The sequence below is a fragment of the Sphingomonas sp. UYP23 genome (genome assembly GCF_054059235.1).
On sequence record NZ_JBSSBX010000001.1, the window covers coordinates 260,715 to 282,101 of the forward strand.

General features: G+C 67.0%; 23 protein-coding genes and 1 tRNA gene. 6 read left to right on the top strand and 18 right to left on the bottom strand.

What is annotated here, in order from left to right; genetic code table 11:
• Nucleotides 1-7: 7 nt before the first annotated feature.
• The 3 genes from gltX to ACVWYO_RS01430 are packed head-to-tail and all read left to right on the top strand — an operon-like array spanning nt 8 to nt 2,959.
• Nucleotides 8-1,462, top strand: a complete 1,455-nt coding sequence (gene gltX, locus ACVWYO_RS01420) for a glutamate--tRNA ligase (RefSeq protein WP_457348436.1) — start codon at nt 8-10, stop codon at nt 1,460-1,462.
• Nucleotides 1,463-1,481: 19 nt separating this feature from the next.
• Nucleotides 1,482-2,768 carry a citrate synthase gene (locus tag ACVWYO_RS01425; RefSeq protein WP_457348437.1) on the top strand — a complete coding sequence of 429 codons (1,287 nt, stop codon included), beginning with the start codon at nt 1,482-1,484 and terminating at the stop codon, nt 2,766-2,768.
• The gene (locus ACVWYO_RS01430; RefSeq protein WP_457348438.1) at nt 2,765-2,959 is read left to right on the top strand and encodes a hypothetical protein; all 195 of its coding nucleotides are present in this window, start codon (nt 2,765-2,767) and stop codon (nt 2,957-2,959) included. Before ACVWYO_RS01425 ends, ACVWYO_RS01430 begins: the two co-directional genes overlap by 4 nt.
• Before the next feature lie 12 nt (nt 2,960-2,971).
• Here the strand turns inward: ACVWYO_RS01430 and ACVWYO_RS01435 are convergent, their stop codons facing one another.
• The 4 genes from ACVWYO_RS01435 to ACVWYO_RS01450 are packed head-to-tail and all read right to left on the bottom strand — an operon-like array spanning nt 2,972 to nt 7,007.
• Nucleotides 2,972-4,360, bottom strand: coding sequence for a sensor histidine kinase (locus ACVWYO_RS01435; protein WP_457348439.1), 1,389 nt, complete (start codon nt 4,358-4,360; stop codon nt 2,972-2,974).
• Nucleotides 4,357-5,466, bottom strand: coding sequence for a DUF2336 domain-containing protein (locus ACVWYO_RS01440; protein ID WP_457348440.1), 1,110 nt, complete (start codon nt 5,464-5,466; stop codon nt 4,357-4,359). Before ACVWYO_RS01440 ends, ACVWYO_RS01435 begins: the two co-directional genes overlap by 4 nt.
• Before the next feature lie 36 nt (nt 5,467-5,502).
• Nucleotides 5,503-6,663, bottom strand: coding sequence for a hypothetical protein (locus tag ACVWYO_RS01445; RefSeq protein ID WP_457348441.1), 1,161 nt, complete (start codon nt 6,661-6,663; stop codon nt 5,503-5,505).
• 50 nt (nt 6,664-6,713) lie between these two features.
• Nucleotides 6,714-7,007 carry an Hpt domain-containing protein gene (locus ACVWYO_RS01450; protein WP_457348442.1) on the bottom strand — a complete coding sequence of 98 codons (294 nt, stop codon included), beginning with the start codon at nt 7,005-7,007 and terminating at the stop codon, nt 6,714-6,716.
• Nucleotides 7,008-7,090: 83 nt separating this feature from the next.
• On the opposite strand from ACVWYO_RS01450, the gene ACVWYO_RS01455 reads away from it, so the two are divergent.
• Entirely contained in the window at nt 7,091-9,418 is a 2,328-nt protein-coding gene (locus ACVWYO_RS01455) for a hypothetical protein (RefSeq protein WP_457348443.1), read from the top strand.
• Nucleotides 9,419-9,427: 9 nt separating this feature from the next.
• Here the strand turns inward: ACVWYO_RS01455 and ACVWYO_RS01460 are convergent, their stop codons facing one another.
• The 7 genes from ACVWYO_RS01460 to ACVWYO_RS01490 all read right to left on the bottom strand — a co-directional run bounded on the left by ACVWYO_RS01460 (nt 9,428) and on the right by ACVWYO_RS01490 (nt 15,177).
• Nucleotides 9,428-9,841: an Hpt domain-containing protein gene (locus ACVWYO_RS01460; RefSeq protein WP_457354817.1), complete on the bottom strand. Its 414-nt coding sequence runs from the start codon at nt 9,839-9,841 to the stop codon at nt 9,428-9,430.
• Between the two features lie 140 nt (nt 9,842-9,981).
• Nucleotides 9,982-11,382 carry a ribosome biogenesis GTPase Der gene (gene der, locus ACVWYO_RS01465; RefSeq protein ID WP_457348444.1) on the bottom strand — a complete coding sequence of 467 codons (1,401 nt, stop codon included), beginning with the start codon at nt 11,380-11,382 and terminating at the stop codon, nt 9,982-9,984.
• A gap of 50 nt (nt 11,383-11,432) precedes the next feature.
• Nucleotides 11,433-12,800 (bottom strand): PQQ-binding-like beta-propeller repeat protein, encoded by a 1,368-nt coding sequence (locus ACVWYO_RS01470; protein ID WP_457348445.1) that lies wholly within the window; start codon nt 12,798-12,800, stop codon nt 11,433-11,435.
• Nucleotides 12,797-13,492, bottom strand: a complete 696-nt coding sequence (locus ACVWYO_RS01475; protein WP_457354819.1) for a tetratricopeptide repeat protein — start codon at nt 13,490-13,492, stop codon at nt 12,797-12,799. The genes ACVWYO_RS01470 and ACVWYO_RS01475 overlap by 4 nt, the downstream gene beginning before the upstream one ends.
• A 96-nt stretch (nt 13,493-13,588) precedes the next feature.
• A complete protein-coding gene (gene panB / locus ACVWYO_RS01480) occupies nt 13,589-14,464 on the bottom strand; it encodes a 3-methyl-2-oxobutanoate hydroxymethyltransferase (protein ID WP_457348446.1) in 876 nt (291 codons plus the stop codon).
• Between the two features lie 72 nt (nt 14,465-14,536).
• Nucleotides 14,537-14,818 (bottom strand): DUF427 domain-containing protein, encoded by a 282-nt coding sequence (locus tag ACVWYO_RS01485; protein WP_457348447.1) that lies wholly within the window; start codon nt 14,816-14,818, stop codon nt 14,537-14,539.
• An 11-nt stretch (nt 14,819-14,829) separates the two neighbouring features.
• The gene (locus ACVWYO_RS01490) at nt 14,830-15,177 is read right to left on the bottom strand and encodes an ArsC family reductase (RefSeq protein ID WP_457348448.1); all 348 of its coding nucleotides are present in this window, start codon (nt 15,175-15,177) and stop codon (nt 14,830-14,832) included.
• A gap of 128 nt (nt 15,178-15,305) precedes the next feature.
• Here ACVWYO_RS01490 and ACVWYO_RS01495 point away from each other — a divergent pair, with 128 nt between their 5' ends.
• A complete protein-coding gene (locus ACVWYO_RS01495) occupies nt 15,306-16,307 on the top strand; it encodes a GDP-mannose 4,6-dehydratase (protein WP_457348449.1) in 1,002 nt (333 codons plus the stop codon).
• 18 nt (nt 16,308-16,325) lie between these two features.
• On the opposite strand, the gene ACVWYO_RS01500 is transcribed toward ACVWYO_RS01495, so the two are convergent.
• Nucleotides 16,326-16,400 (bottom strand) — tRNA-Gln (locus tag ACVWYO_RS01500).
• A 59-nt stretch (nt 16,401-16,459) separates the two neighbouring features.
• Complete coding sequence (locus ACVWYO_RS01505) at nt 16,460-17,593, bottom strand: branched-chain amino acid aminotransferase (protein ID WP_457348450.1); 1,134 nt, start codon at nt 17,591-17,593, stop codon at nt 16,460-16,462.
• Between the two features lie 68 nt (nt 17,594-17,661).
• Between ACVWYO_RS01505 and ACVWYO_RS01510 the strand changes: the two genes are divergently transcribed.
• A complete protein-coding gene (locus ACVWYO_RS01510) occupies nt 17,662-18,150 on the top strand; it encodes a MarR family winged helix-turn-helix transcriptional regulator (RefSeq protein WP_457348451.1) in 489 nt (162 codons plus the stop codon).
• A 59-nt stretch (nt 18,151-18,209) separates the two neighbouring features.
• Here ACVWYO_RS01510 and proC read toward each other — a convergent pair whose 3' ends face one another.
• The 5 genes from proC to ACVWYO_RS01535 form a co-directional block, all read right to left on the bottom strand.
• Complete coding sequence (gene proC / locus ACVWYO_RS01515) at nt 18,210-18,989, bottom strand: pyrroline-5-carboxylate reductase (RefSeq protein WP_457354821.1); 780 nt, start codon at nt 18,987-18,989, stop codon at nt 18,210-18,212.
• Nucleotides 18,990-19,006: 17 nt separating this feature from the next.
• Nucleotides 19,007-19,519 (bottom strand): YbjN domain-containing protein, encoded by a 513-nt coding sequence (locus ACVWYO_RS01520; protein WP_457354823.1) that lies wholly within the window; start codon nt 19,517-19,519, stop codon nt 19,007-19,009.
• Between the two features lie 105 nt (nt 19,520-19,624).
• On the bottom strand, nt 19,625-19,891 hold the full coding sequence (locus ACVWYO_RS01525) for an accessory factor UbiK family protein (RefSeq protein ID WP_457348452.1): 267 nt from the start codon (nt 19,889-19,891) through the stop codon (nt 19,625-19,627).
• Nucleotides 19,892-19,911: 20 nt separating this feature from the next.
• A complete protein-coding gene (locus tag ACVWYO_RS01530; protein ID WP_457348453.1) occupies nt 19,912-20,469 on the bottom strand; it encodes a TspO/MBR family protein in 558 nt (185 codons plus the stop codon).
• 98 nt (nt 20,470-20,567) lie between these two features.
• Nucleotides 20,568-21,320 carry a TlyA family RNA methyltransferase gene (locus tag ACVWYO_RS01535; RefSeq protein WP_457354825.1) on the bottom strand — a complete coding sequence of 251 codons (753 nt, stop codon included), beginning with the start codon at nt 21,318-21,320 and terminating at the stop codon, nt 20,568-20,570.
• Nucleotides 21,321-21,387: the final 67 nt, after the last annotated feature.

Sequence of the window (21,387 nt, forward strand, 5' to 3'; positions counted from 1 at the left end):
TGCGCGATTGAGCGCAATATCTGACCCCGCCGCGGCCCCCGCCGCCGGCGCATCCGACACCAAGGTCGTCACCCGGTTCGCGCCGTCGCCGACCGGGTTTCTGCACATTGGGGGCGCGCGCACCGCCCTGTTCAACTGGCTCTATGCGCGGCATCACGGCGGCGAGTTCCTGTTGCGGATCGAGGATACCGATCGCGCGCGCTCGACCCAGCCGGCGATCGACGCGATCCTCACGTCGCTGCGCTGGCTCGAGCTCGATTGGGACGGCGCCGAAGTCTATCAGTCGCAGCGCGCGGCGCGTCATGCCGAGGTAGCGCACACGATGGTCGAGCATGGCCACGCCTATCGCTGCTATCTGACGCAGGACGAGCTCGCCGCAATGCGCGCCGAGGCCGAGGCGGCAAAGAAGCCGCTGCGCGTGCGCAGCCCGTATCGCGATGCTGATATCAGTGCGGAAACGCGCCCGTTCGTCGTCCGGCTCAAGGCTCCGCTCGACGGCGCGACGACGATCGAAGACAAGGTCCAGGGCTCGGTCACGGTGCAGAATGCCGAGCTCGACGATCTCGTGCTGCTGCGGTCGGACGGCACGCCGACCTATATGCTCGCGGTCGTCGTCGACGATCACGACATGGGCGTGACGCACGTGATTCGCGGCGACGATCATCTCAACAACGCCTTCCGCCAGCTCCCGATCATCCGCGCGATGCACGCCATCGAAGGCGGCTGGCCCGATCCGGTCTATGCCCACATTCCGCTGATCCACGGTTCGGACGGCGCCAAGCTGTCGAAGCGCCACGGCGCGGTCGGCGTCGAATTCTACCGAGACGAACTGGGCGTGCTGCCCGAGGCGCTCGATAATTATCTGCTCCGTCTGGGCTGGGGGCATGGTGACGACGAAGTTATCAGCCGCGAACAGGCAATCGAATGGTTCGATCTCGACGGCGTCGGAAAATCACCATCGCGGTTCGACCTGAAGAAGCTTGAGAACCTCAACGGTCAATATATCCGGCAAGCCGATGATGCGCGACTGGCTGCGCTGGTCACGCCGATGCTCGGCTTCGAACCGACGGACCGCCAGGCAGACATACTTTGTCGCAGTATGGCATCGCTCAAGCCCCGCGCCGCCAACCTCAACGAGCTGGCCGCGGGAACGGCGTTCCTTTTCCACGTTCGGCCGGTGGAAATGCACGCCGAGGCGACCGCCTTGCTGGGTCCAGATGCACGTGCGTTACTCGCTCGATTGCACGTCGCGCTTGACGCGACCGAAAGCTGGGATACGGAGGCGCTCGAAGCTGCGGTTCGGCTGGTCGCCGAGGATGCAGGGGTCAAGCTCGGTCAAGTCGCGCAGCCGCTGCGCGCCGCACTGACCGGGCGCAAGACCTCTCCCGGAATCTTCGACGTGCTCGATCTGCTCGGGCGCGACGAGAGCCTGGGGCGTATCGCCGACCAGATGGCCGCATAGGTTTTCGAAAGGACCACCGATGACTGACTCCGTCAAGCTGAACGCCGCAGGCAAGGACCTCGATCTCAAGGTCCTGTCGGGCAGCGTCGGTCCCGATGTGATCGATATCCGCAAGCTCTATGCCCAGACGGGCATGTTCACCTACGATCCCGGGTTCACCTCGACCGCGTCGTGCGACTCGGCGATCACCTATATCGACGGCGACGAGGGCGTGCTGCTCCACCGCGGCTACCCGATCGGCCAGCTCGCCGAGCAGTCGACCTTCATGGAGGTCTGCCACCTCCTCCTCAACGGCGAGCTGCCGACCAAGGACGAGCTCGACAAGTTCAGCTACACGATCAGCCGCCACACGATGTTGCACGAGCAGCTTGCGACCTTCTATCGCGGCTTCCGTCGCGACGCGCACCCGATGGCGATCATGTGCGGTGTCGTCGGCGCACTTTCGGCCTTCTACCAGGATTCGGCCGACATCACCGATCCGCAGCAGCGCATGATCGCGAGCCATCGTCTCATCGCCAAGATGCCGACGATCGCCGCGATGGCGTACAAATATTCGATCGGCCAGCCGTTCATGTCGCCGAAGAATAACCTCAGCTACACCGGCAACTTCCTGCAGATGACCTTCGGCGTTCCGGCGGAAGAGTATGTCGTCAACCCGGTCGTCGAAAAGGCGATGGACCGCATCTTCATCCTCCACGCCGATCACGAGCAGAACGCGTCGACCTCGACCGTGCGTCTTGCCGGCTCGTCGGGCGCCAATCCGTTTGCGTGCATCGCGGCGGGCATCGCCTGCCTGTGGGGCCCGGCGCATGGCGGCGCCAACGAAGCCGCACTCAACATGCTGCGCGAGATCGGCACGGTCGATCGCATCCCCGAATATATCGCGCGCGCCAAGGACAAGAACGATCCGTTCCGCCTGATGGGCTTCGGTCACCGCGTCTATAAGAACTACGATCCGCGCGCGACCGTAATGCAGCAGACCGTGCGCGAAGTGCTCGGCGAGCTCGGCGTGACCGATCCGGTGTTCGACGTCGCGATCGCGCTCGAGGAAATGGCGCTGAGCGATCCGTACTTCATCGAGAAGAAGCTGTTCCCGAACGTCGACTTCTACTCGGGCGTGATCCTCTCGGCGATCGGCTTCCCGACGACGATGTTCACCGCGCTGTTCGCGCTTGCCCGCACCGTCGGCTGGGTCGCGCAGTGGAACGAGATGATCTCGGATCCGGAGCAGAAGATCGGCCGTCCGCGTCAGCTCTACACGGGTCCGACGCAGCGCGACTTCGTGCCGCTGGCCGACCGCACGTGAGCGGACTCAAGACGCTCGTCCTCGTGGCGGGCGTCTTGATCCTCGCCTTCGGCCTGCTGTTCGCAGGCCAGGGGGCCGGGCTCATTATGTGGCCCGCCTCGAGCTTCATGCTCAAGCAGGGCAGTTGGGTGCTCTACGGTGCGATCGTTGCGCTCGCTGGCGCCGGGCTGATCTGGTGGGCGCGCCGCTGAGGCGCACCCACGTTACTCTGCCGCCGGCAGCGTAAACACGAAGCGCGCCCCCTGCCCCGGCGCCGAATCGACCGTGACATCACCCCCCATCGCCCGCGCCAGCCGCCGCGCGATGTAGAGCCCGAGCCCGCTGCCGCCGGCCTCGCGCGGATCGACCCGCTCGAACTTCTCGAAAATCCGCGCCTGATCGTCGAGCGCGATGCCCTTGCCCTGGTCGGCGACGATCACCGCAGCGACGGCCCCCTCGCGCTCGGCGCGGACCCACACCATCCCGTCGGCGGGCGAATAGCGCACCGCATTGCCGATCAGATTGACCAGGATCTGCAACGCGCGCCGGAATTCGCCCGTCGCTGCCAGCGTCTCGCCGAACGCCGGGCGATCGATCCGCACGCGCGCCTCGCTCGCGCGAACCTGCAACAAACCCGCGGCACGCCGCGCGACGTCGGCCAGGTCGACCGGCTCGTGGAGAACGGCAAAGTCGGGTCGCTCGATCGCCTGCAGGTCGACCAGATCATCGACCAACCCCTTCAGATGCCGCCCCGCACTGGCGATATCCGCGGCATAGTCGGCATAGTCCTGGCGCAGCGGCCCCTCGGACTGATCGTGGATGCTGTCGGCGTTGGCGATGATCCGGTCGAGCGGCAGCCGCAACGCCTGGTCGAGTCGCTCGGCAAAGGCGCTGATCGTGGCGTCGCTGCTCGGCGCGGGTTCGGGCGCGGGGGCTGCGTCGAGCATCTGCGTCGCCCCGACGAAACCCGCAAAGGCGCCGCTCGCATCGGTGCGCGGGGTGGCAGAGAGTCGTACGGGCCGCCCGGTATCGCGGATCGTCGCGGGCTGATCGTCGAAGCGCTGCTGCAAGGCGAGCCCGCCCAGGATCGGGAACGCCCCGCCATCGCTCTCGCCGAGGATGAACAGCCGCGTCAGCGGATGACCGAGCAGCGCCCCGGCATCGAAGCCGTACTGGACGCCCGCGCTGATCGACAGAAAGGTCAGTCGGAGCGCACTGTCGGTTTCCCACACCCAATCGGCCTGGCTGCGCAGAAAATCGCTCGCGCGGTCATTGGCGATGTCGCCGGGATACCAGGGCGCGCGCGCGCGCCAGCCGGTGATCGTGAGGCGTACGCCATCGGGGGCACGGCTCGGCCCGGTCTCGGGCTGCGCGCGTACCCACAATTCGAGATCGTCGTCGCCATCGGCCGCGACGACGCCGCGCGAAATTAGAATGCCGAGCCGCTGCGCGAGATGCACCAGCGTGGCGATCTGCGGGATCGCCAGCGGCAAGCCGATCGCACCGCCAGCCCGCGCGTTCAAATCGTAGAGACGCTGGTCGGCCTCGACCAAGCGGCCTTCGCGGTCGATCAGCCCCCGCACCGGCGGCAACATCGGATCGTTCACGTTCATCGCCCGCGTCCTAGCGCAACCAGCGCGGCGCGATAATCGCGGTGGAGCAGCAGCGGCGCGAGCGCCTGGCGCGCCAGCACCGCGTCGATCGCGGCGATCTCATCGAGCGCATCGGCGAAGCGATCGAGATCGCGCGCGGGATCGGCCTCGCTGAGCGCCAGCCCGATTCGTGCGATCGATTCGCGGTCGAGCTCGAGCGCGCGCAGCAACAGCCACAGCCGTTCGGCGCCCGGATCGAGCACGATCTCGCGTGCGTCGCCGTAATCGATCCCCATCGCGTGGGCGAGCAGCGCTATGAACAAGGCCAGCCGCCGGTCGGCGAGCGCTTCGACCAGCAGTCCGGCAAATTCGTCCGCCTGCGGATCAAGCGCGGCGGCCAGTCGCAGCGCGACCGCTTCGAGCCGATCTCCCTCGTCATGCGCAGCGATGCTGCGTAGCGCGGCCTCGGCGAGCGCCCGGTCGAGCTGCGCCAGCGCATCGGGCGCGCCCGCTCCGAAGCGTTCGCGGAGCACCGCCGCGACCCACCACACGAGGCGATGGTGCAGTTCTGCGGGCAATTCGGTCGATCCGAGCTGGCTGGGTTCTAGCGGAATCCGCCGCCGGCTGTCGGCCGAGAGTAGCGCCATCGCGCCCGACGCGACGACGCCATCCGACGCGGCGACGAGTCGCGGCAACAGGCTCGCGCGATCGGGATCCTCGGGCGCCTCGCTCGGCAGCGCCTCGGCAAGCAGATCCTGCCGAACCCGCCCGAACAGCTCGCGCATCAGGTCCGGGTCGCGCATCAGCCCCGAGCCGATCAGGCGGTCGAGCGTCGCGGGCGATTCGGTCGCGAGCGCATCGGCAAGGTGCGGCACCGCGCGCGCCGACAGCAGGCGCGCGGCATGGCGACGCAGCGCGGTTTCGACGCCGAGCGCGAGATCGCCGAGCACGCGCCGCATTGCGAGGCGCGTGCGATCGTCGAGCCGAGCCTCATCGGCGAGATAGAAATCCTCGATCGCGCCGCGCAGCCGCGCATCGACACGGCCATCCGCCGCCGCCGCCCGGCCGAGCAGCGCCATGGCGCCCGCTTGGGCGCCGTCATCGATGTCGCGACGTTCGATTGACATGCGTCCAGCATCTAGGGGGTTGTCGTTAAAGCCAAGCTAAGGCTTTTGACGAAACCCCTCAATGGCGGCTGCGAGCGTTCCGGCAGCATAAAGCCCCGCCGCGCCGAGCGCGAGCAGCGGTTGGCCCAGGACGAGCAGGACAAATAGAACCACCGGGTACGCCGCAGGGCTCGCCCACCAGCGCCGCTGCAGCGCGGGATCGGCCGCGCGCTCGAGCAAGGCCGCCGCAATCACCAGCGCGACCGCGAGGATCATTCCCGCCGGCGCCTCAGCGCGATAGCCGACCAACAGCGCCCCCAGCGCGGCGATCCCGGCCTTGGCGCGATCGGCGACCTGCGCCAGTTCGGCTTCGTCGCGGACCCAGGCGATCGCCGCCGACATCGTCGCGATCACGAGCGCGAGGCAGACGACCCCCATGCCGATCGCGGCATGACCCGACAGCACCGTCGCGAATCCGCCGATCGCGACCGCGCCGCCCGCCGCCATCAGCCCGAGCGTCGGCACGCTGCGCGCCATCAGCGGCGGCAGCGCGAATCGGACCAGCGGCGCGAGCAGATAGCGATCGGCCCAGCGCAGCGGCTTGGCGACGAGCGCGGCGACCATCCCGTTGCCGCGTCGCGCCAGCGCCTGCGCGCTGCGTTCGATCCCGTGCGAGACAGCCATGTGCGAGTCGAGATGCACCTGATCGGCGCCGCCCTGTGCCGCCACGCGGAGCAGTGTCGATTGAAAATCGTAATCGCGCGGCAAAGCGGCGACTTCGGCGACCCGCTTGCCATCGAGCAGAGCGAGCCCGGCCCATGCAGTGTCGGCGCCGACGCGCTCGTAATGCGGGTTGCCCTCGTCGGTCACGAGCAAGGTGTCGTGCGGCATCACCGCGATCGCCTGGACGACATCGCCCGTCGTCACCACCCCGTCCGCGACGACCAGCACGCGCGCGAGCGGATGGAGCTTCTCGACCGCCTCGGCCGCGGTGCGCACCGCATCGACCGAGACGCCGCGCCGACCGATCCGGCTGATCGCGCCGAGCAATTCCGGGGTCATCCGCGCGACGATCAGGATGATCTGCGTCGCGCCGGCGGTGGCGAGCAGCCGCGCCTGAAACTCGATCAGCGTCAGCCCGCCGAACGGCAACGTCGCCGCGAGCACGCCCATCCGATCATCGGCATCTTCGGTTGCAAAAATCAGTCCAGCCAGCATTGCTGGGCTGTTACGGCCTTCGCGCGCTTAAGGCAAAGCCCGTGAAGTGGTTACAGCCGGTCGACCGCGCGTCGCAGCCGGCGCAGCAGCGCGGCGTCGTGCGCCTCCGCCTCGGCCGCCTCGGTCGCGATCGCCATCAGCCGCACCGCGCCGAAACTCGCGGCCAACCCGCGCAGGCGGAACGCCGCAGCGCGCCACGCCGCATCGCCACGCGCCGCCTCGAGCGCCTCGAGACCGTGCCGCACGCTGTCGAGAAAGGCTGCGCGCAGTTCGGCGATCAGCGCGGGCTCGTCGCCCACTGCCGCCGCCAAGGTCGCATCGATTGCACCGGGATCATAGGCCATGCCCCCCACATAGCGAACGAGCGGTTAAGCCAAGGTTTCGCTATTCGCTTTGCGCGCGGCATAATCGTGGTAAACACATGGACATGAACGGGGGTTCGCGGATCATCGACTTGCGGCCGAACGGCGCCGCGTCATCGGGCGAAGCGCGCGACAGCGCCACTGCGGCCGAACCCCTGGCCCGCTCCTATGAGGAACCGATCGCGCTGACCCATATGTTCGAAGACGGGATCGAGGACGAAGACGCGTTCGGACCGATGCGGTACCCGCTGCCGTGGCCCGCGCTGCTCGGTGGTGCGGTGTCGCTCGTCTGGATCGGGGGGATGCTCGCGGCATCGTGGACCAGCCTCGCCGATCTGTCCGCGCCTGCGCTCACCAGCTTCATCGCCAGCCTGTGCGTCCCACCCGCCCTGATCGGCATCGTGTTGCTGCTCGCTTTGCGGACGAGTCGCGCCGAGGCGAAACGCTTCGGCATCACCGCGCACGCGATGCGTGCCGAAGCCGCCAACCTCGAACGCAGCGTCGCGCTGCTCGGCCACAACATCGAGACGCACCGCGCCAATCTCGCCGAACAGACCAACGCGCTGATGGCGCTCGGCGATGCCGCCGCCACGCGGCTGGCGAGCGTCGGGTCGGGCCTCGTCGCACAGGTCGAACAGGCCGACGCCCATGCAGCGACATTGGCGACCGCCGCCGACCAGGCGCATACGCGACTCGAAGTCCTGCTGGCGCTGTTGCCGCGTGCGCAGGGTGAAACCGACGCCCTTGCGCAACTGCTCAAGACCACTGGCGTCACCGCGAGCGAACATGCGGCGGCGCTCGACGCGCAGTTGCACGCGCTCGCCGAGCGTGGACGCGAGGCCGATGCCGTGGCCAACGGCGCCGCGCAGAAGCTCGCCGCCCATATCACCCGGATGGAAGCGACCAGCGAGACCGCCGGTGCGCGGCTCGAACAGGTCACGGGCGACATGTCGCATGCGGTCGATGCGCTGCTCGGCCGCACCGCCGATGCAGTCGATGAAGCCCGCAAGGGGATCGCCGCGCAAGGCGATGCGATGCTCGCGATGTTGGGGACGAATCAGGCCGCGCTCGATCGCGCGGCGCACGACAGTGCCGAGGGACTCGCCGCCCGCATCATCGACATCGAGCATCTGATCGCGCAAGTCGCCGCACGGCTCGGCGAGCAGCGCGATCTCAGCCACGGAATCGTCCGCGACATCGATCAGGGCATCGCGCATGTCAGCGCGCAATTCGATCATCTCAACACGCAAGGCGTTTTGCGCGCGCAGGCTCTGGCTGCATCGATCAGCGCGCTCGGCGGATCCGCCGATGCGATGACCGAGGCGCTCCAGACGGGCGACACCATGGCGACCAACGCCATTGCGACGACCGAACGCCTGCTCCTGGCGCTCGACGCGGCGGCGCGCGAGATCGACGAAACGCTGCCCGAAGCGCTGACCCGGCTCGACGCACGCACCGCCGAGAGCCGGCGCGGCGTCGCGCTGGCAAAGCCAGAACTGCTCGCCTTGGTCACCGCCGCCGAAAGCACGCACGACGCGATCGAGGCGATCGCGCATGTCATCGCCAATCAGCGCGACACCGTCGAGAAACTTGCCGGAACGCTGCTCGACACGCTCAGCGACGGCAAGCTTCGCGCGGATGCGCTGGGCCAGATGGTCGACGACACGATCGATCGCACCCATCGCTTCGCCGAGGAGGCCGCCCCGCGGCTGGTCGAGGCGCTGCTGCGCGTGCGCGACACCGCGAGCAGCGCCGCCGACCGGGCACGCGATACGCTCGCCAGCGTCATCCCGGCCGCCGCGCAGGCGCTCGAAGAGCAGAGCACTGCCGCAATGGAACGCGCGACCGCGATCGCGCTCGATCGCCAGATCGCCAGCATCGGCAGCGCCGCCGAAGCTGCCGCCGACGCCGCCGAACGCGTCGCCGCCCGCCTGACGCACCAGATGCAGACGATCGCCGACTCGACCGCAATCGTCGAGACCCGGCTGGTCGAGGCGCGACAGGAGCGCGACAAGGCCGATCAGGACACACTGACACGGCGCGTCTCGTTGCTGATCGAATCGCTCAACTCGGCGTCGATCGACATCGCCAAGGCGTTTTCGGTCGATGTTTCGGACAGCGCCTGGTCGGCCTATCTCAAGGGCGATCGCGGCGTCTTCACGCGCCGCGCCGTGCGGCTGATCGACTCCGGCGAAGCGCGCGAGATCGCACGGCTGCATGACGAGGACCCGGCGTTCCGCGATCAGGTCAATCGCTACATCCATGATTTCGAGGCAATGCTGCGGACGATCCTGTCGCAACGCGACGGCTCGCCGCTCGGCGTGACCCTGCTCTCGTCGGATATGGGAAAATTGTACGTGGCGCTGGCGCAGGCGATCGAACGCCTGCGCTGAGCCGCGGCGTCAGACGGCGCGGCGGCCGAAGGCCGGGCGTCTCGCCACCAGCGGGTTCGCTTCGCGCTCGAGCATCGCCAGCGTCGCTTCGAACAGCGGCCGCAGGGCGACGATATCGCTCAGCGCTTCTTCGGGCGTATCGCGGCTCTCGACGCAATCGCGCGCGATCATCTCGATCTTTTCGGACACCGCGCCCAGCGGCTCCGCCCCGAACTGGAGCGCTTCGCCTTTCAGCGTATGCGCGGGGATGACCATCGCGGCCGCATTGCCGGCACGCATCGCGGCCTCGATCGCGGCGACCGACTTGACGCCGTCTTCGCGAAAATAGCCGAGGATCCGCACGAACCCGGCGCCGAGTTCAGCGCGCGCACGGGCGAATGCCGTCCAATCGACCAAGTCCTTCTGTTCGAGCGTCACCGCAATCTCCCGCGGGCCTACCGCCCCATTACCCCAATATTAGGCAATCGAAGTAAACGAGAGGTTGATGCTGCCTGCGAAATAGCGATGATCGCACTAACGATAATATTTAGATCAATACTTCCGATTAGATTTTAGTCACGGCCTCACCGATCGAACGGGTTTTTCGGCGCGCGCAAGGTCAACCGCACCGGAACCGCGCCAAAGCCCAGATCTCGACGGATCCCGTTGATGAGATAGCGCTGATAGCTCATTGGCAGCTGGTCGACGCGCGTGCCGAACAGGACGAAGCCCGGCGGACGCGTCTTGGCCTGCGTCATGTAGCGCAGCTTGATCCGCTTACCGCCGGGTGCGGGCGGCGGGTTGGCCTCGACCGCCTTTTCGAACCAGCGGTTGAGCTCGCCCGTCCCAACGCGCCGCGACCAGGTGTCGCGCGTTTCGAACGCGACCTTGAGCAACGTGTCGATGCCCTTGCCGGTCGCACCCGACACGGTCAGCACGGGCATGCCCTTGATCTGGCTGAGTCCTTCCTCGAGCGCGCCACGGATGCCGTTGAACAGGCTCGAGCCGTTCTCGGCGATGTCCCATTTGTTGATCGCGACGATCAGCGCGCGGCCTTCCTGCAACGCGGCGTCGGCGATCCGCAGATCCTGCGATTCGAGCCCGCGCGTCGCATCGAGCAGCAGCACGACGACTTCGGCGAAATCGATCGCATGGAGCGCGTCGGCGACCGACAGCTTCTCGAGCTTGTCCTGGACGTTGGCGCGCTTGCGCATACCCGCGGTGTCGATCAGCCGGACTTTCCGCGCATCCTCGCCATGCTCGCGCTCGGGATCGTGCCAGATCCAGTCGACCGCGATCGAATCGCGCGTGATGCCGGCTTCCGGACCGGTGATGAGGCGCTGCTCGCCGAGGATCTGGTTGATCAGGGTCGATTTGCCCGCGTTCGGGCGGCCGATGATCGCCAGCTTGAGCGGCGCGTCGGGGGCGTATTCCTCGTCTTCATCAAGGCCGTGCGGGATGTCTTCGCCGGCGGCGTTCTTCTCGGGCTCGATATAGGGGAGCAACGCGTCGAACAGTTCGACCAGCCCCTCGCCATGCTCGGCCGACAGCTCGACCGGATCGCCGAAGCCGAGCGACAGCGATTCGAGGATCCCGTCGGCGCCGGCCTTGCCCTCGGCCTTGTTGGCGACGAGGATCACCGGCGTGGTCGAGCCACGCAGCCAGCGCGCAATCTCTTCGTCGAGCGGGACGAGCCCAACGCGCGAATCGAACATGAACAATGCGACGTCGGCCTGCGCGACCGCCGCCTCGGTCTGCTGGCGCATCCGGCCGGGCAAGGACGCGGCGTCCTCATCCTCATAGCCGGCGGTGTCGATGATGCGGAAATTCAGCCCGACAAGCATCGCATCGCCCTCACGGCGATCGCGCGTCACGCCGGGGCGATCGTCGACCAGAGCGAGCTTCTTGCCGACAAGGCGATTGAATAGCGTCGATTTGCCGACGTTCGGCCGGCCGATAATCGCGACCACGGGGGTTTTGGACATGCGCGCTCCTTACGGCACGCGCGGCCTTTCGTCACCCCCGTGCCGAGACATCACTTATAGGCGGAAACGCGGCCCTTCTGGTCGAGGACATACAACGTCGAATTCGACACGATCGGTGGCAGCGTGAAGGGTGCCTTGTTCTCGATCACCGTGCCGACCTTGCCGCTTTCGACCGAGGCCGAGACGATCTGCCCGGCCGAATTGGTCAGCACCAGCCGGCCGCCTGCGAGCACGGGCCCGAACCAGGTAACCGGGTTGGCCTTCTTGCCTTCCTTGAGCGTGCCATCCTTCTTGGTCTTCTCGCTCATGTAATGGCGCAGCTGGCTGATCCACCGCACCTTGCCGGTCGCGCGCGCGAGGCAGACGAGCCGCGCATCGTCGGTGACGATGAACACCCACTCACCCGCGACCCACGGCGTCGAGATGCCGGCGAAATTCTGCTCCCACAGACGCTGGCCCGAATCGATCTCGATCGCGACCATGCGACCGCCCTGCCCGACGGCATAGACGATCCCGCGGTCGATCACCGGATCGGCATCGACGTCCGCCAGCGACGAGACCGAGGTCGAGATGGTCGAGCGCGACAATGCGTCCTGCCACAGCGTGCGGCCGTTTTCGTAGCGATAGGCGTTGAGCTCGCCCGACGAGAAACCGGCGACGACCGTCCCCTGGCTGACCGCCGGCGCCGCCACGCCGAACACGCCCTGCGTCTCGACCGAGCCCGACTGGTTCCACACCACCGTGCCATCGGCCTGCGACAGTGCGAACAGCTGATTGTCCTGGCTCAGCACATAGACCTGGCCATTGGCGACGGTCGGCGCACCGCGCAGCGGCGAGCCCGGCTTGACGTGCCACAGAATCTTGCCGCTCGTCGCGTCGAGCGCGACCACGTCGCCCAGTCCGTCGGTTGCAAACACCTTGCCATCGTCGAAGCTCACACCACCGCCGAAGCGCGCGCCGCGGGCCTTCTTGTCGGCCTTGGCCTTGTCGGTCTTGGCGATGTCGGTCGACCAGACCTTCGCGCCCGTGGTCGCCGAGAAAGCGTGGATCGTCGCATCGACGTCGATCGTGTAGAGCTGCCCACCGGCGACGACGGGCGCCGCGCCGAGCCGCTGACGGTTGCTGCCGCCGTCGATCGAAGCGGTCCAGACACGCGACAGATTGGTGCCGAGCGTGACCTGGCCGAGCGCTTTGGACGGGTTGCCGCCGGGCTGCGCCCAATTGTCGTTGGTCGTCGCGGGCGGAACGAGCACTTCGACACCGGCGATCGTCTTGTCGGCGACGACGTCGTTCTCGCTGGCGAGGATCGCGATCCGCTGACCGAGCACCGGGGTCTTCTTCTTGCCCTTGAACGCGGCGCAGCTGCTCAGGGCAACGGCGGAGACGGCGATCAGGAGATAGCGGTTGGTCATCTTCATTGCGATTTTTGTTCCTTAGCCCCGGACACGGCATCGACACCCAATATACCCGCCATCTGAACCGCGCGTTGCCGGATCGTCTCCGACATATCGGGAGCCTGTGCAATCTGTCCGTACAGCGTTCCCGCAAGATCGCGCCGGCCCATCCGCAGATACGAGATCGCGACGAGCTCACCCGCGCTGCCGAACCAGGGGTTGCCCTTGACCGCGATGCCGCGCAGCCGCGCGACGACGACGTCGGGCTTCACCGTATCGAACTCGGCGGTGGTCTGGCGAACGAGCGCGAGATCGCCGAACGGCTGGCCGATCGAAGTGTCGCTGGCGACCGCGCCGAACTTGGCGGCGGCACCGCGCAGATCCTTCTTCTGCAGCAGCGCATCGCCCTGACTCATCAACGCGAGCGCGCGGTATCCCTCGCCACGCGACTGGGCGAGCGTGGTCAGCTCGCCCTGCGCCGCATCGGGCTTGGCGGCATTAAGATCGTCATACGCCTTGGTCAGCGCGGCGCCCTCGTCGGCGGCGACGGTCTGTTCGTGCGACTGCCAGAGCAGCCAGCCGGCAAAACCGACGAGCGCGAGGACGATCACCGCGACCGCCGCAACGCCATAGCGCCGCGCCGCCTTCGCCATCTGATCGCGGCGCAATTCCTCATCGACTTCGCGCAGGAATGCGGCATCGGTATTCGGCGGCACGGCCAAGGGGGAAACTCCATCGGATCAGGGCGGGAAGGCGCGGACCTTAGCCGCGCCGCCCGCCAAACAAAAGCGCTCAAAAAACGGGTGCGGCCGCTAGTCCTTCGGGGGGTAGATCTGCTCTACACCGGGAAAGGCCCGCGACCGCACATCGGCGGCATAGTGCCCGACCGCGGCGGAAATGCGGCCCGACAGATCATCGAACTTCTTCACGAAGCGCGCGGTCCGCTCGAACATGCCGAGCATGTCTTCGGTAACGAGCACCTGCCCGTCGCATTGTGCCGAAGCGCCGATGCCGATCGTCGGGCAGGCAATGCTGCGCGTAATCTCGATCGCAATCGGCTCGACCACGCCTTCGATCACGACGGCGAACGCACCAGCTTCGGCCACCGCCTTGGCATCGGCGACGATCTTGGCAGCCTCGGCCGCGCTGCGCCCGCGCGCGCCATAGCCGCCGAGCGCGTTGACCGCCTGCGGGGTGAGACCGACATGCCCCATCACGGGAATGCCCCGCTCGGACAGGAAGGCGACGGTCGGCGCCATCGCCGTGCCACCTTCGAGCTTCACCGCGGCGGCCCCGGTCTGCTTGAGCAGCCAGGCCGCGCTCTCGAACGCCTTTTCGGGGCTCGCTTCGTAGCTACCGAACGGCATGTCGATCACCACGACGCTGTGATAGCTGCCGCGTACCACCGCCGCGCCGTGCGCCGCCATCATCTCGAGCGTGACGGGTACGGTCGACGGCAGGCCGTAGATCACCTGCCCGAGACTGTCGCCGACGAGCAGCATGTCGCAATGCGGATCGAGCAGCTGCGCGGTGCGCACGGTATAGGCGGTGAGCATCACCAGTGGCTCGCCGCCGCCGTGCCCATCGACCTTGCGCGCGCGGATGGCGGGAACGGTGAGCCGCTTCATCGGCGCAGGCGTCGGATTGGCGCGACTGGTCGCGGTATCGATCGTGAAGGTCGTGGACATGGCTAAGGCGAATAGCGCCTCGCGCGGTGCGACGCCAGCGCCCCGCGTGGGGGCGCCGGCGCGCGGGACGTCTTACTTGACCTCGACACCCTTCCAGAAGGCGAAGCGGTCCTTGATCTCGGCTGCCTTGGGCTTGGGATCGGGATAGTACCAGGCGGCGTCGGCATTGCGCTTCCCGTCGACGACTATCGTCTTGTAGCTCGCCTCGCCCTTCCACGGGCAATGCGAATGCGTCGCGCTGTCCTCGAAATATTCGGCGACGACGCTGTCGGCGGGGAAATGGTGGTTGCCCTCGACCACCACGGTATCGTCGGACTGGGCAATGACGGTGTCGTTCCAGCGTGCAGTCGGCATGGCGGTCTCTCCTAGGCGGTTACATCAGCTAGATAGGTATCGGGCTTGAACCCCGCCAGCAGCGTTTCGCCCTGCACCAGCACCGGGCGCTTGATTGCCGAGGGATTGCCCAGCATCAGTGCGATCGCCTTTTCGGCATCGAGATCGGCCTTGTCGGCGTCGGGCAGCTTGCGGAAGGTCGTCCCCGCGCGGTTGAGCACCGCTTCCCAGCCGAGCCGATCGACCCAATCGCGCAGCGCGGCGTCGGGCACGCCGGCCTTCTTGTAATCGTGGAAATCGTAGGCGACCCCGTGATCGCTCAACCAGACACGCGCCTTCTTCACGGTGTCGCAATTGGGAATGCCGTAGAGCGTCGTCATGCAATGCGCTTTCGTTCGATGTGGGCGATGCGAGCGGCGCGTGCGACCTGCCTCTCGACCACGGCGGGATATCCGTTGCGGCCGCGGCTGTGTAGGGCGGAAATCGTGACGGCGATAAGGGGATCGGGATGACGATAGTGGTGACCGGCGCGGCAGGCTTTATCGGTGCGCATGTCGCAAGGCGCCTGCTGCAGGACGGCCGCGACGTGATCGGGATCGACAATTTCGAACCCTATTACAGCGTCGGCCTCAAGCACGATCGCCTCGCCTGGGTGCGCGAGGCAGAGGGCGATGCGCGCTTCGCGTTCCACGACGTCGACATCGCCGACGAGGATGCGCTCGAAACGGCGCTCGCCGGGCGCGAATTGACCGGGATCGTCCACCTCGCGGCGCAGGCCGGGGTGCGCTATTCGCTGACGCATCCGCGCAAATACATCCGCGCCAACGTCGCCGGGCATCTCAACATGCTCGAGATCGCGCGCGCGCGGCCGGGCGTTCACATGGTCTACGCCTCGTCCTCGTCAGTCTATGGCGCCAACACATCGGTGCCGTTCCGGCTCGAGGACCGCGTCGATCACCCTGTCTCGCTCTACGCCGCGACCAAGCGCGCCGACGAATTGATGAGCGAGACCTATGCCCACCTCTATCGCCTACCGCAGACGGGCCTGCGCTTCTTCACCGTCTACGGCCCATGGGGACGCCCCGACATGGCGGCGTGGCTGTTCACCGACGCGATCCTCCAGCGCCAGCCGATCAAGGTGTTCAACGGCGGCGACATGATGCGCGACTTCACCTTCATCGACGACATCGTCCAGGGCGTGATCGGCACGCTCGATCGCCCGCCCGCCGATGACGGCGTGGAGAAGCCCGGCGGCAGCTTCGTGCCGCACGCCCGCTACAATATCGGCAACAGCCATGCCGAGCGGCTCGAGGATCTGATCACCGCGATCGAGACGGCGTGCGGCGTCGAGGCGATTCGCGACTATCAACCGATGCAGCCCGGCGACGTGCCCGCGACCTTCGCCGACATCAGCGCGATCGAACGTGATATCGGTTTCCGGCCGACGACGTCGATCGCGGCGGGCATCCCGCGCTTCGTCGACTGGTTCCGCGCCTATAACGGCGTATGACCTGGCTGATCGAGGGATTGGCTGGGGCGGCAGGGTTCGAACCTGCGAATGGCGGCATCAAAAGCCGCTGCCTTACCACTTGGCGACGCCCCAATCCGGGAGGGCGGTGCTTTAGGCGGTGAATCCGGGCTTGGAAAGCCCGGATGTGCGCCTCACAGCACGCGCTCGAGCCAGCCGTGCGGATCGGGCGCGGTGCCGCGCTGCAGATCGATCAAAGCCTGGCGCAAACGCGTCGTGGTTTGGCCTGGGCCACCGCTCCCGATCGTGAAATCGCCGTCGCGCATCTTCATCGTGCCGATCGGTGTGACGACCGCCGCCGTGCCGCAGGCAAACGCCTCGACCAGCCGCCCGCTCTCGGCGTCGGCGCGGCACTGCTCGATCGCATAGGGTTCCTCGCGCAGTTCGAGCCCCATGTCGCGGGCGAGCGTGATCAGCGAATCGCGCGTGATGCCGGGCAGGATCGTGCCGGTCAGCGGCGGCGTCGCGATGCTGCCGTCGTCGAACACGAAGAAGATGTTCATCCCCCCGAGTTCCTCGATCCAGCGCCGCTCGATCGCATCGAGGAACAGCACCTGGTCGCACCCGTTCCGAGTCGCCTCGGCCTGCGCGATCAGGCTGGAGGCATAATTGCCGCCGCACTTCGCCGCCCCGGTCCCGCCAGGTGCCGCGCGCGTATAGTCCTGCGTCACCCACAGCGTGACCGCCGGCGCATTCCCCTTGAAATAGGCGCCGACCGACGAGGCGATCACCGCATAGAGATATTCGGCCGACGGCTTGACGCCGAGGAACACCTCGCTCGCGATCATGAAGGGGCGCAGATACAGCGCGCCGCCATCGATCTCGGGGATCCACCCGGCTTCCTGCCGAACGAGCGCGCGGACCGACTCGACGAAGAGCTCCTCGGGCAGCGGCACCATCGCCATCCGCTCGGCCGAACGGCGGAAGCGCGCGGCGTTCTCGAACGGGCGGAACAGCGCCGCGCCGCCGTCGGGCAGTCGATACGCCTTCATCCCTTCGAAGATCTCCTGCGCGTAATGCAGCACCGCCGAGGCGCTATCCATCTGGAACGGCGCACGCGCGACAATCTTGGGATCGTGCCAACCATCGCGCTCGTTGTAGCGGATCGTCACCATGTGATCGGTGAAGACGCGCCCGAAGCCGGGATCAACCAGCATCGCGCTGCGCTCGTCGAGCGGGATCGGCGTGGCATGCGGCTCGATCGCGAAGACCGGGGCCAATGTCTTGTCCGATGGAAGGCTGTGCGCGTCGAGGCGATTTTGCGGCATGGAATGCGACATTCTGTTACAATTTGGGGATTGAAGGCGTGTACGGGGTGCGCCAAAGGCGGTCAACAATGGCCACAGCAATCGCCTCCGCCTCACCGCTGTTCCTGCGCGAACCCGAGATTCGGCGCGGGATCGAGCTGATGTACTTCGCGCAGAGCACGCTTGCGCGCACGACCGAGACGCGCCTCGCCGCGATCGGTCTCGGGCGCGCGCATCACCGCGCGATCTATTTCATCGCGCGCCATCCCGATCTGACGGTGAGCACATTGCTCGGCCTGCTCGGCATCACCAAGCAGTCGCTTGGTCGCGTGCTCAACGAGCTGGTCGACCGCGCGATGGTCGAGACGCGCGTTGGCGAGCGCGACCGCCGCCAGCGGCTGTTGCGGCTGACGCCCGAGGGCGCGGCGCTCGAGACCGAATTGTTCGAGACCGTGCGCCAGCACTGGGCCGCTGCGTATGCGCGCGCCGGGCAGCAGTCGGTGACGGGGTTCTGGTCGGTGCTCGAAGGCATGATCGGCGAGGATGATCTCGCACGCCTTTCGGGATTGCGCGGGTAACGTCGCCGGCGTCGTCGCCAACCGACGATTTGCGATATCACCATGATCCGGGCAGCCGCTTAACCTCGCGCCGCTGCCGCCATTTCTGCATTCCGCCGCGTTGCCGCCGCGATCGTTTCGGTCAGCAGCATTTCGAGAGTGCGCGCTTCGTCGAGCACATCGAGCCCACGCCGCGTCGAGCCGCCGGGGCTGGCAACCTGATCGGCCAGCGCCCCCGGCCCGACCTCGGCCGCCGCCGCCAACAGCCCCGCCCCCTCTACGGTCGCCAGCGCGAGGCGCTCGGCTTGCGTTTCCGGCAAACCCTGCGCCACGCCGGCTACGGCCAGCGCGTCGATGAAGCGGTACAGGAAAGCCGGCCCGCTGCCGGCCAGCGCGGTCACCGCATCGAACTGCGCGGCGGCAACCCATTCGACCAAACCGAGCGGCGCCATCAGCGCGGCCACGGCAGCCCGCATGGGCGCGTCGGCACTCGCCGAATCAAGCGCGACCACACCCTTGCCGATCGCGACGGGAAGATTGGGCATCGCGCGGACGATCGCGCCGGTGTCGAAACGCGCCGCCAGCGCAGGCTCCTCAACCCCCGCCAGGATCGAGATGAGCATCGGCGCGCCGGCGAGCCGCGCCGCAAACCGGCTCGCTACGTCATCGATCTGCTGCGGCTTCATCGCGAGGATCACTGCGTCCGGCAGAGCACCGCTCGGAAGATCGCGCGCCTGCCGCACGCCCTCCGGCAGTCCGCGGTCAGCGCGGTTGACCACATCGACCTGATCGCCGGCCAGCACGCCGCTCGCCACCCAGCGGCGCAGCATCGCGCCGCCCATGTTACCGCATCCGATCATCCAGACGCGACGGATCGTCACGCTTCACCTTGCGTCTCGGTCATTGCCGCAGCGAGCGCTTCCTTGGGAGTCTTGCCGCCCCACAGCACGAACTGGAACACCGGGTAGAAGCGCTCGCACTCGTCGATCGCGCTTTCGACCAGCAGCTCGGCGGCGCCGAGCGACATCGTCCCGCCCCCGGAATCGGTCGGCCCCTCGATCATCGCGGCATGGCGATAGAGCAGGATCCCGCTCGACGACCAGAGTTCGAAATGCCCGACCCAAAGCTGCTCGTTGATCAGCCCGATCGCCTCGTAGATCGCGCTGCGGCGATCGTCAGCGACGCGGATATCGGGAAACGCCAGGAACTGGATGACGCTGTCTTCCTCGCGCCACAGCGCGCGCAGTTCATACTGCGTCCAGCTGCCCTTGACCTTCGCGATGACCTCGTCGTCCTGGCGCTCATGCTCCCAGCCATGCGCCGCAAAATAGATTTCGAGCATGTCGATGGGCGCGGCATCGTCTCGGTCGAAATCGGCTTCATCAAGCATCACAAGAAAGCTCCCGCCCCCGCATTACAGGATGTGGGAGCCACACAACAGGCAGCACGCCAGACAGAGGACCCAAGCGTCGAGAAATCTGTGGAAAAGATCGGATCAGCCTTCCGCCTTTGGGGAAATGGCAAGCTTCGCCTCGAGCGCATCGAGCCGTGCGCGCAAAGCGTCGGCATCGTCGCGCGCCGCCGCCGCCATCGCCTTGACCGCGTCGAACTCATCGCGCGAGACGAAATCGAGCCCGCCGATCCACTCACGCGCGCGCGCGCGCGCACCGGCTTCGGCTTCGCGACCAACGCCGGCAAGCGTCCCGGCGGCACCGTTGAGGAGCTTGGCGAAATCGTCGAAAATCTTGTTGTCGGATTGCATGAGCCGAAAATCCAGTCGCTTCAGAGCTTGATGATTTGGGTGGTGGACGCCGACGGCGCAAGGGTTTCCGCGCCGGGGTTCAGGTCCATTATCGCATAGTTGAGGTAAAACGCCACCACCAGCCAGGCGAGATAGGGAACCAGCAAGACCGCCGCCAGCGGGCGGATCCGCGCGAACACGAACGCCATGACGAGCGTCAGCGCGGCCATCAAGGTGACGATACCGAGCGCCACCGCGACCTGATGCATCCCGAAGAAGACCGGCGACCAGGTCAGGTTCACGACCAGTTGGACCGCGAAAAGCACAAGCCCCAGCGTTCGCAGGCGCGCGCCGCGTGCATGCAGGATCATCGCGAGCGCGAGCCCGAGCAGGATGTAGATCGTCGTCCAGGCGACCGGAAAGACCCAGTCGGGCGGAGTCAGGCGCGGTTTGAGCAATGCGGCATACCAGGCGTTCTGCGACCCCGCCGGCGCCAGCCGTGCGGCGCCAAACCCCAACAACAGGATGAACGGCACCGTCACTGCCGCCCATCGCAGGAAAGCCAGACGCAATTGTTGCTGCGATGCGATCTCTCTCAAGCCTTACGCCCTTCCCGCCTCGTTTTGCGCCATGTCGTTCCCGATATGACAGCCCGTATCGGCCATATAGGAGAATCCGCCGCGTGTAGCTGCTAATTTCAAGGCATTGCCGACGCACTGTCTCGCATTGCAGCAATCAGGAACTCGACATTGCCCTCGGGCCCGGTGATCGGGCTTTCGACAATCGTCGCGACGGACCATTGCCGAGCGACGATCCACGACGCCACCTCGTCGCAGACGCGCGCGTGGATCGCGGGATCGCGCACCACCCCGCCCTTGCCGACCTCACCGCGCCCGGCCTCGAACTGCGGCTTGATCAGCGCGAGCAGCTTTGCTGCAGGCTTGGCGAAGCGCAGCGGCGCCTCGAGCACCTTGGCGAGACCGATAAAGCTCGCATCGCACACGATCAGATCGACCGGTTCGGGAATGTGCGCGTCGGTGAGGATCCGCGCGCTGGTCTGTTCGTGGACGATGACGCGCGGGTCCTGCCGCAATTTCCAGGCGAGCTGGTTGGTGCCGCTGTCGACCGCATAGACGCGCGCCGCACCGCGCTGGAGCAGCACGTCGGTGAAGCCACCGGTCGACGACCCGACATCGATCGCCACCGCCCCCGTCACATCCCAACCGACGGTATCGAGGCCATGCGCCAGCTTGATCCCCCCGCGCGAAACCCAGGGGTGATCGCGCCCGCGCACGTCGAGCACGACATCGTCGCCGATGGCTTGCCCCGGCTTGTCGATCTTGCGCTCGCCGGCAAAGACCAGTCCGGCCATGATAAGCGCCTGCGCACGCGTCTTGCTCTCGGCAAGGCCGCGATCGACGAGGAGTTGGTCTGCGCGGAGCTTGGGCATCCCTGCTTCCAACGCGAAGTCGCCTTCGACCGCAAGGGGCATCCGCATTTACGCGCACGACGACACG

What these genes read in the sequence shown, in the direction of transcription:
- ACVWYO_RS01425 (WP_457348437.1), top strand. Translation starts at nt 1,482, where the DNA reads ATGACTGACTCCGTCAAGCTGAACGCCGCAGGCAAGGACCTCGATCTC.
- ACVWYO_RS01435 (WP_457348439.1), bottom strand. Translation starts at nt 4,360, where the DNA reads ATGAACGTGAACGATCCGATGTTGCCGCCGGTGCGGGGGCTGATCGAC.
- ACVWYO_RS01440 (WP_457348440.1), bottom strand. Translation starts at nt 5,466, where the DNA reads ATGTCAATCGAACGTCGCGACATCGATGACGGCGCCCAAGCGGGCGCC.
- ACVWYO_RS01445 (WP_457348441.1), bottom strand. Translation starts at nt 6,663, where the DNA reads ATGCTGGCTGGACTGATTTTTGCAACCGAAGATGCCGATGATCGGATG.
- ACVWYO_RS01450 (WP_457348442.1), bottom strand. Translation starts at nt 7,007, where the DNA reads ATGGCCTATGATCCCGGTGCAATCGATGCGACCTTGGCGGCGGCAGTG.
- ACVWYO_RS01455 (WP_457348443.1), top strand. Translation starts at nt 7,091, where the DNA reads ATGAACGGGGGTTCGCGGATCATCGACTTGCGGCCGAACGGCGCCGCG.
- der (WP_457348444.1), bottom strand. Translation starts at nt 11,382, where the DNA reads ATGTCCAAAACCCCCGTGGTCGCGATTATCGGCCGGCCGAACGTCGGC.
- ACVWYO_RS01470 (WP_457348445.1), bottom strand. Translation starts at nt 12,800, where the DNA reads ATGAAGATGACCAACCGCTATCTCCTGATCGCCGTCTCCGCCGTTGCC.
- panB (WP_457348446.1), bottom strand. Translation starts at nt 14,464, where the DNA reads ATGTCCACGACCTTCACGATCGATACCGCGACCAGTCGCGCCAATCCG.
- ACVWYO_RS01485 (WP_457348447.1), bottom strand. Translation starts at nt 14,818, where the DNA reads ATGCCGACTGCACGCTGGAACGACACCGTCATTGCCCAGTCCGACGAT.
- ACVWYO_RS01490 (WP_457348448.1), bottom strand. Translation starts at nt 15,177, where the DNA reads ATGACGACGCTCTACGGCATTCCCAATTGCGACACCGTGAAGAAGGCG.
- ACVWYO_RS01495 (WP_457348449.1), top strand. Translation starts at nt 15,306, where the DNA reads ATGACGATAGTGGTGACCGGCGCGGCAGGCTTTATCGGTGCGCATGTC.
- ACVWYO_RS01505 (WP_457348450.1), bottom strand. Translation starts at nt 17,593, where the DNA reads ATGCCGCAAAATCGCCTCGACGCGCACAGCCTTCCATCGGACAAGACA.
- ACVWYO_RS01510 (WP_457348451.1), top strand. Translation starts at nt 17,662, where the DNA reads ATGGCCACAGCAATCGCCTCCGCCTCACCGCTGTTCCTGCGCGAACCC.
- proC (WP_457354821.1), bottom strand. Translation starts at nt 18,989, where the DNA reads ATGATCGGATGCGGTAACATGGGCGGCGCGATGCTGCGCCGCTGGGTG.
- ACVWYO_RS01520 (WP_457354823.1), bottom strand. Translation starts at nt 19,519, where the DNA reads ATGCTTGATGAAGCCGATTTCGACCGAGACGATGCCGCGCCCATCGAC.
- ACVWYO_RS01525 (WP_457348452.1), bottom strand. Translation starts at nt 19,891, where the DNA reads ATGCAATCCGACAACAAGATTTTCGACGATTTCGCCAAGCTCCTCAAC.
- ACVWYO_RS01535 (WP_457354825.1), bottom strand. Translation starts at nt 21,320, where the DNA reads ATGCCCAAGCTCCGCGCAGACCAACTCCTCGTCGATCGCGGCCTTGCC.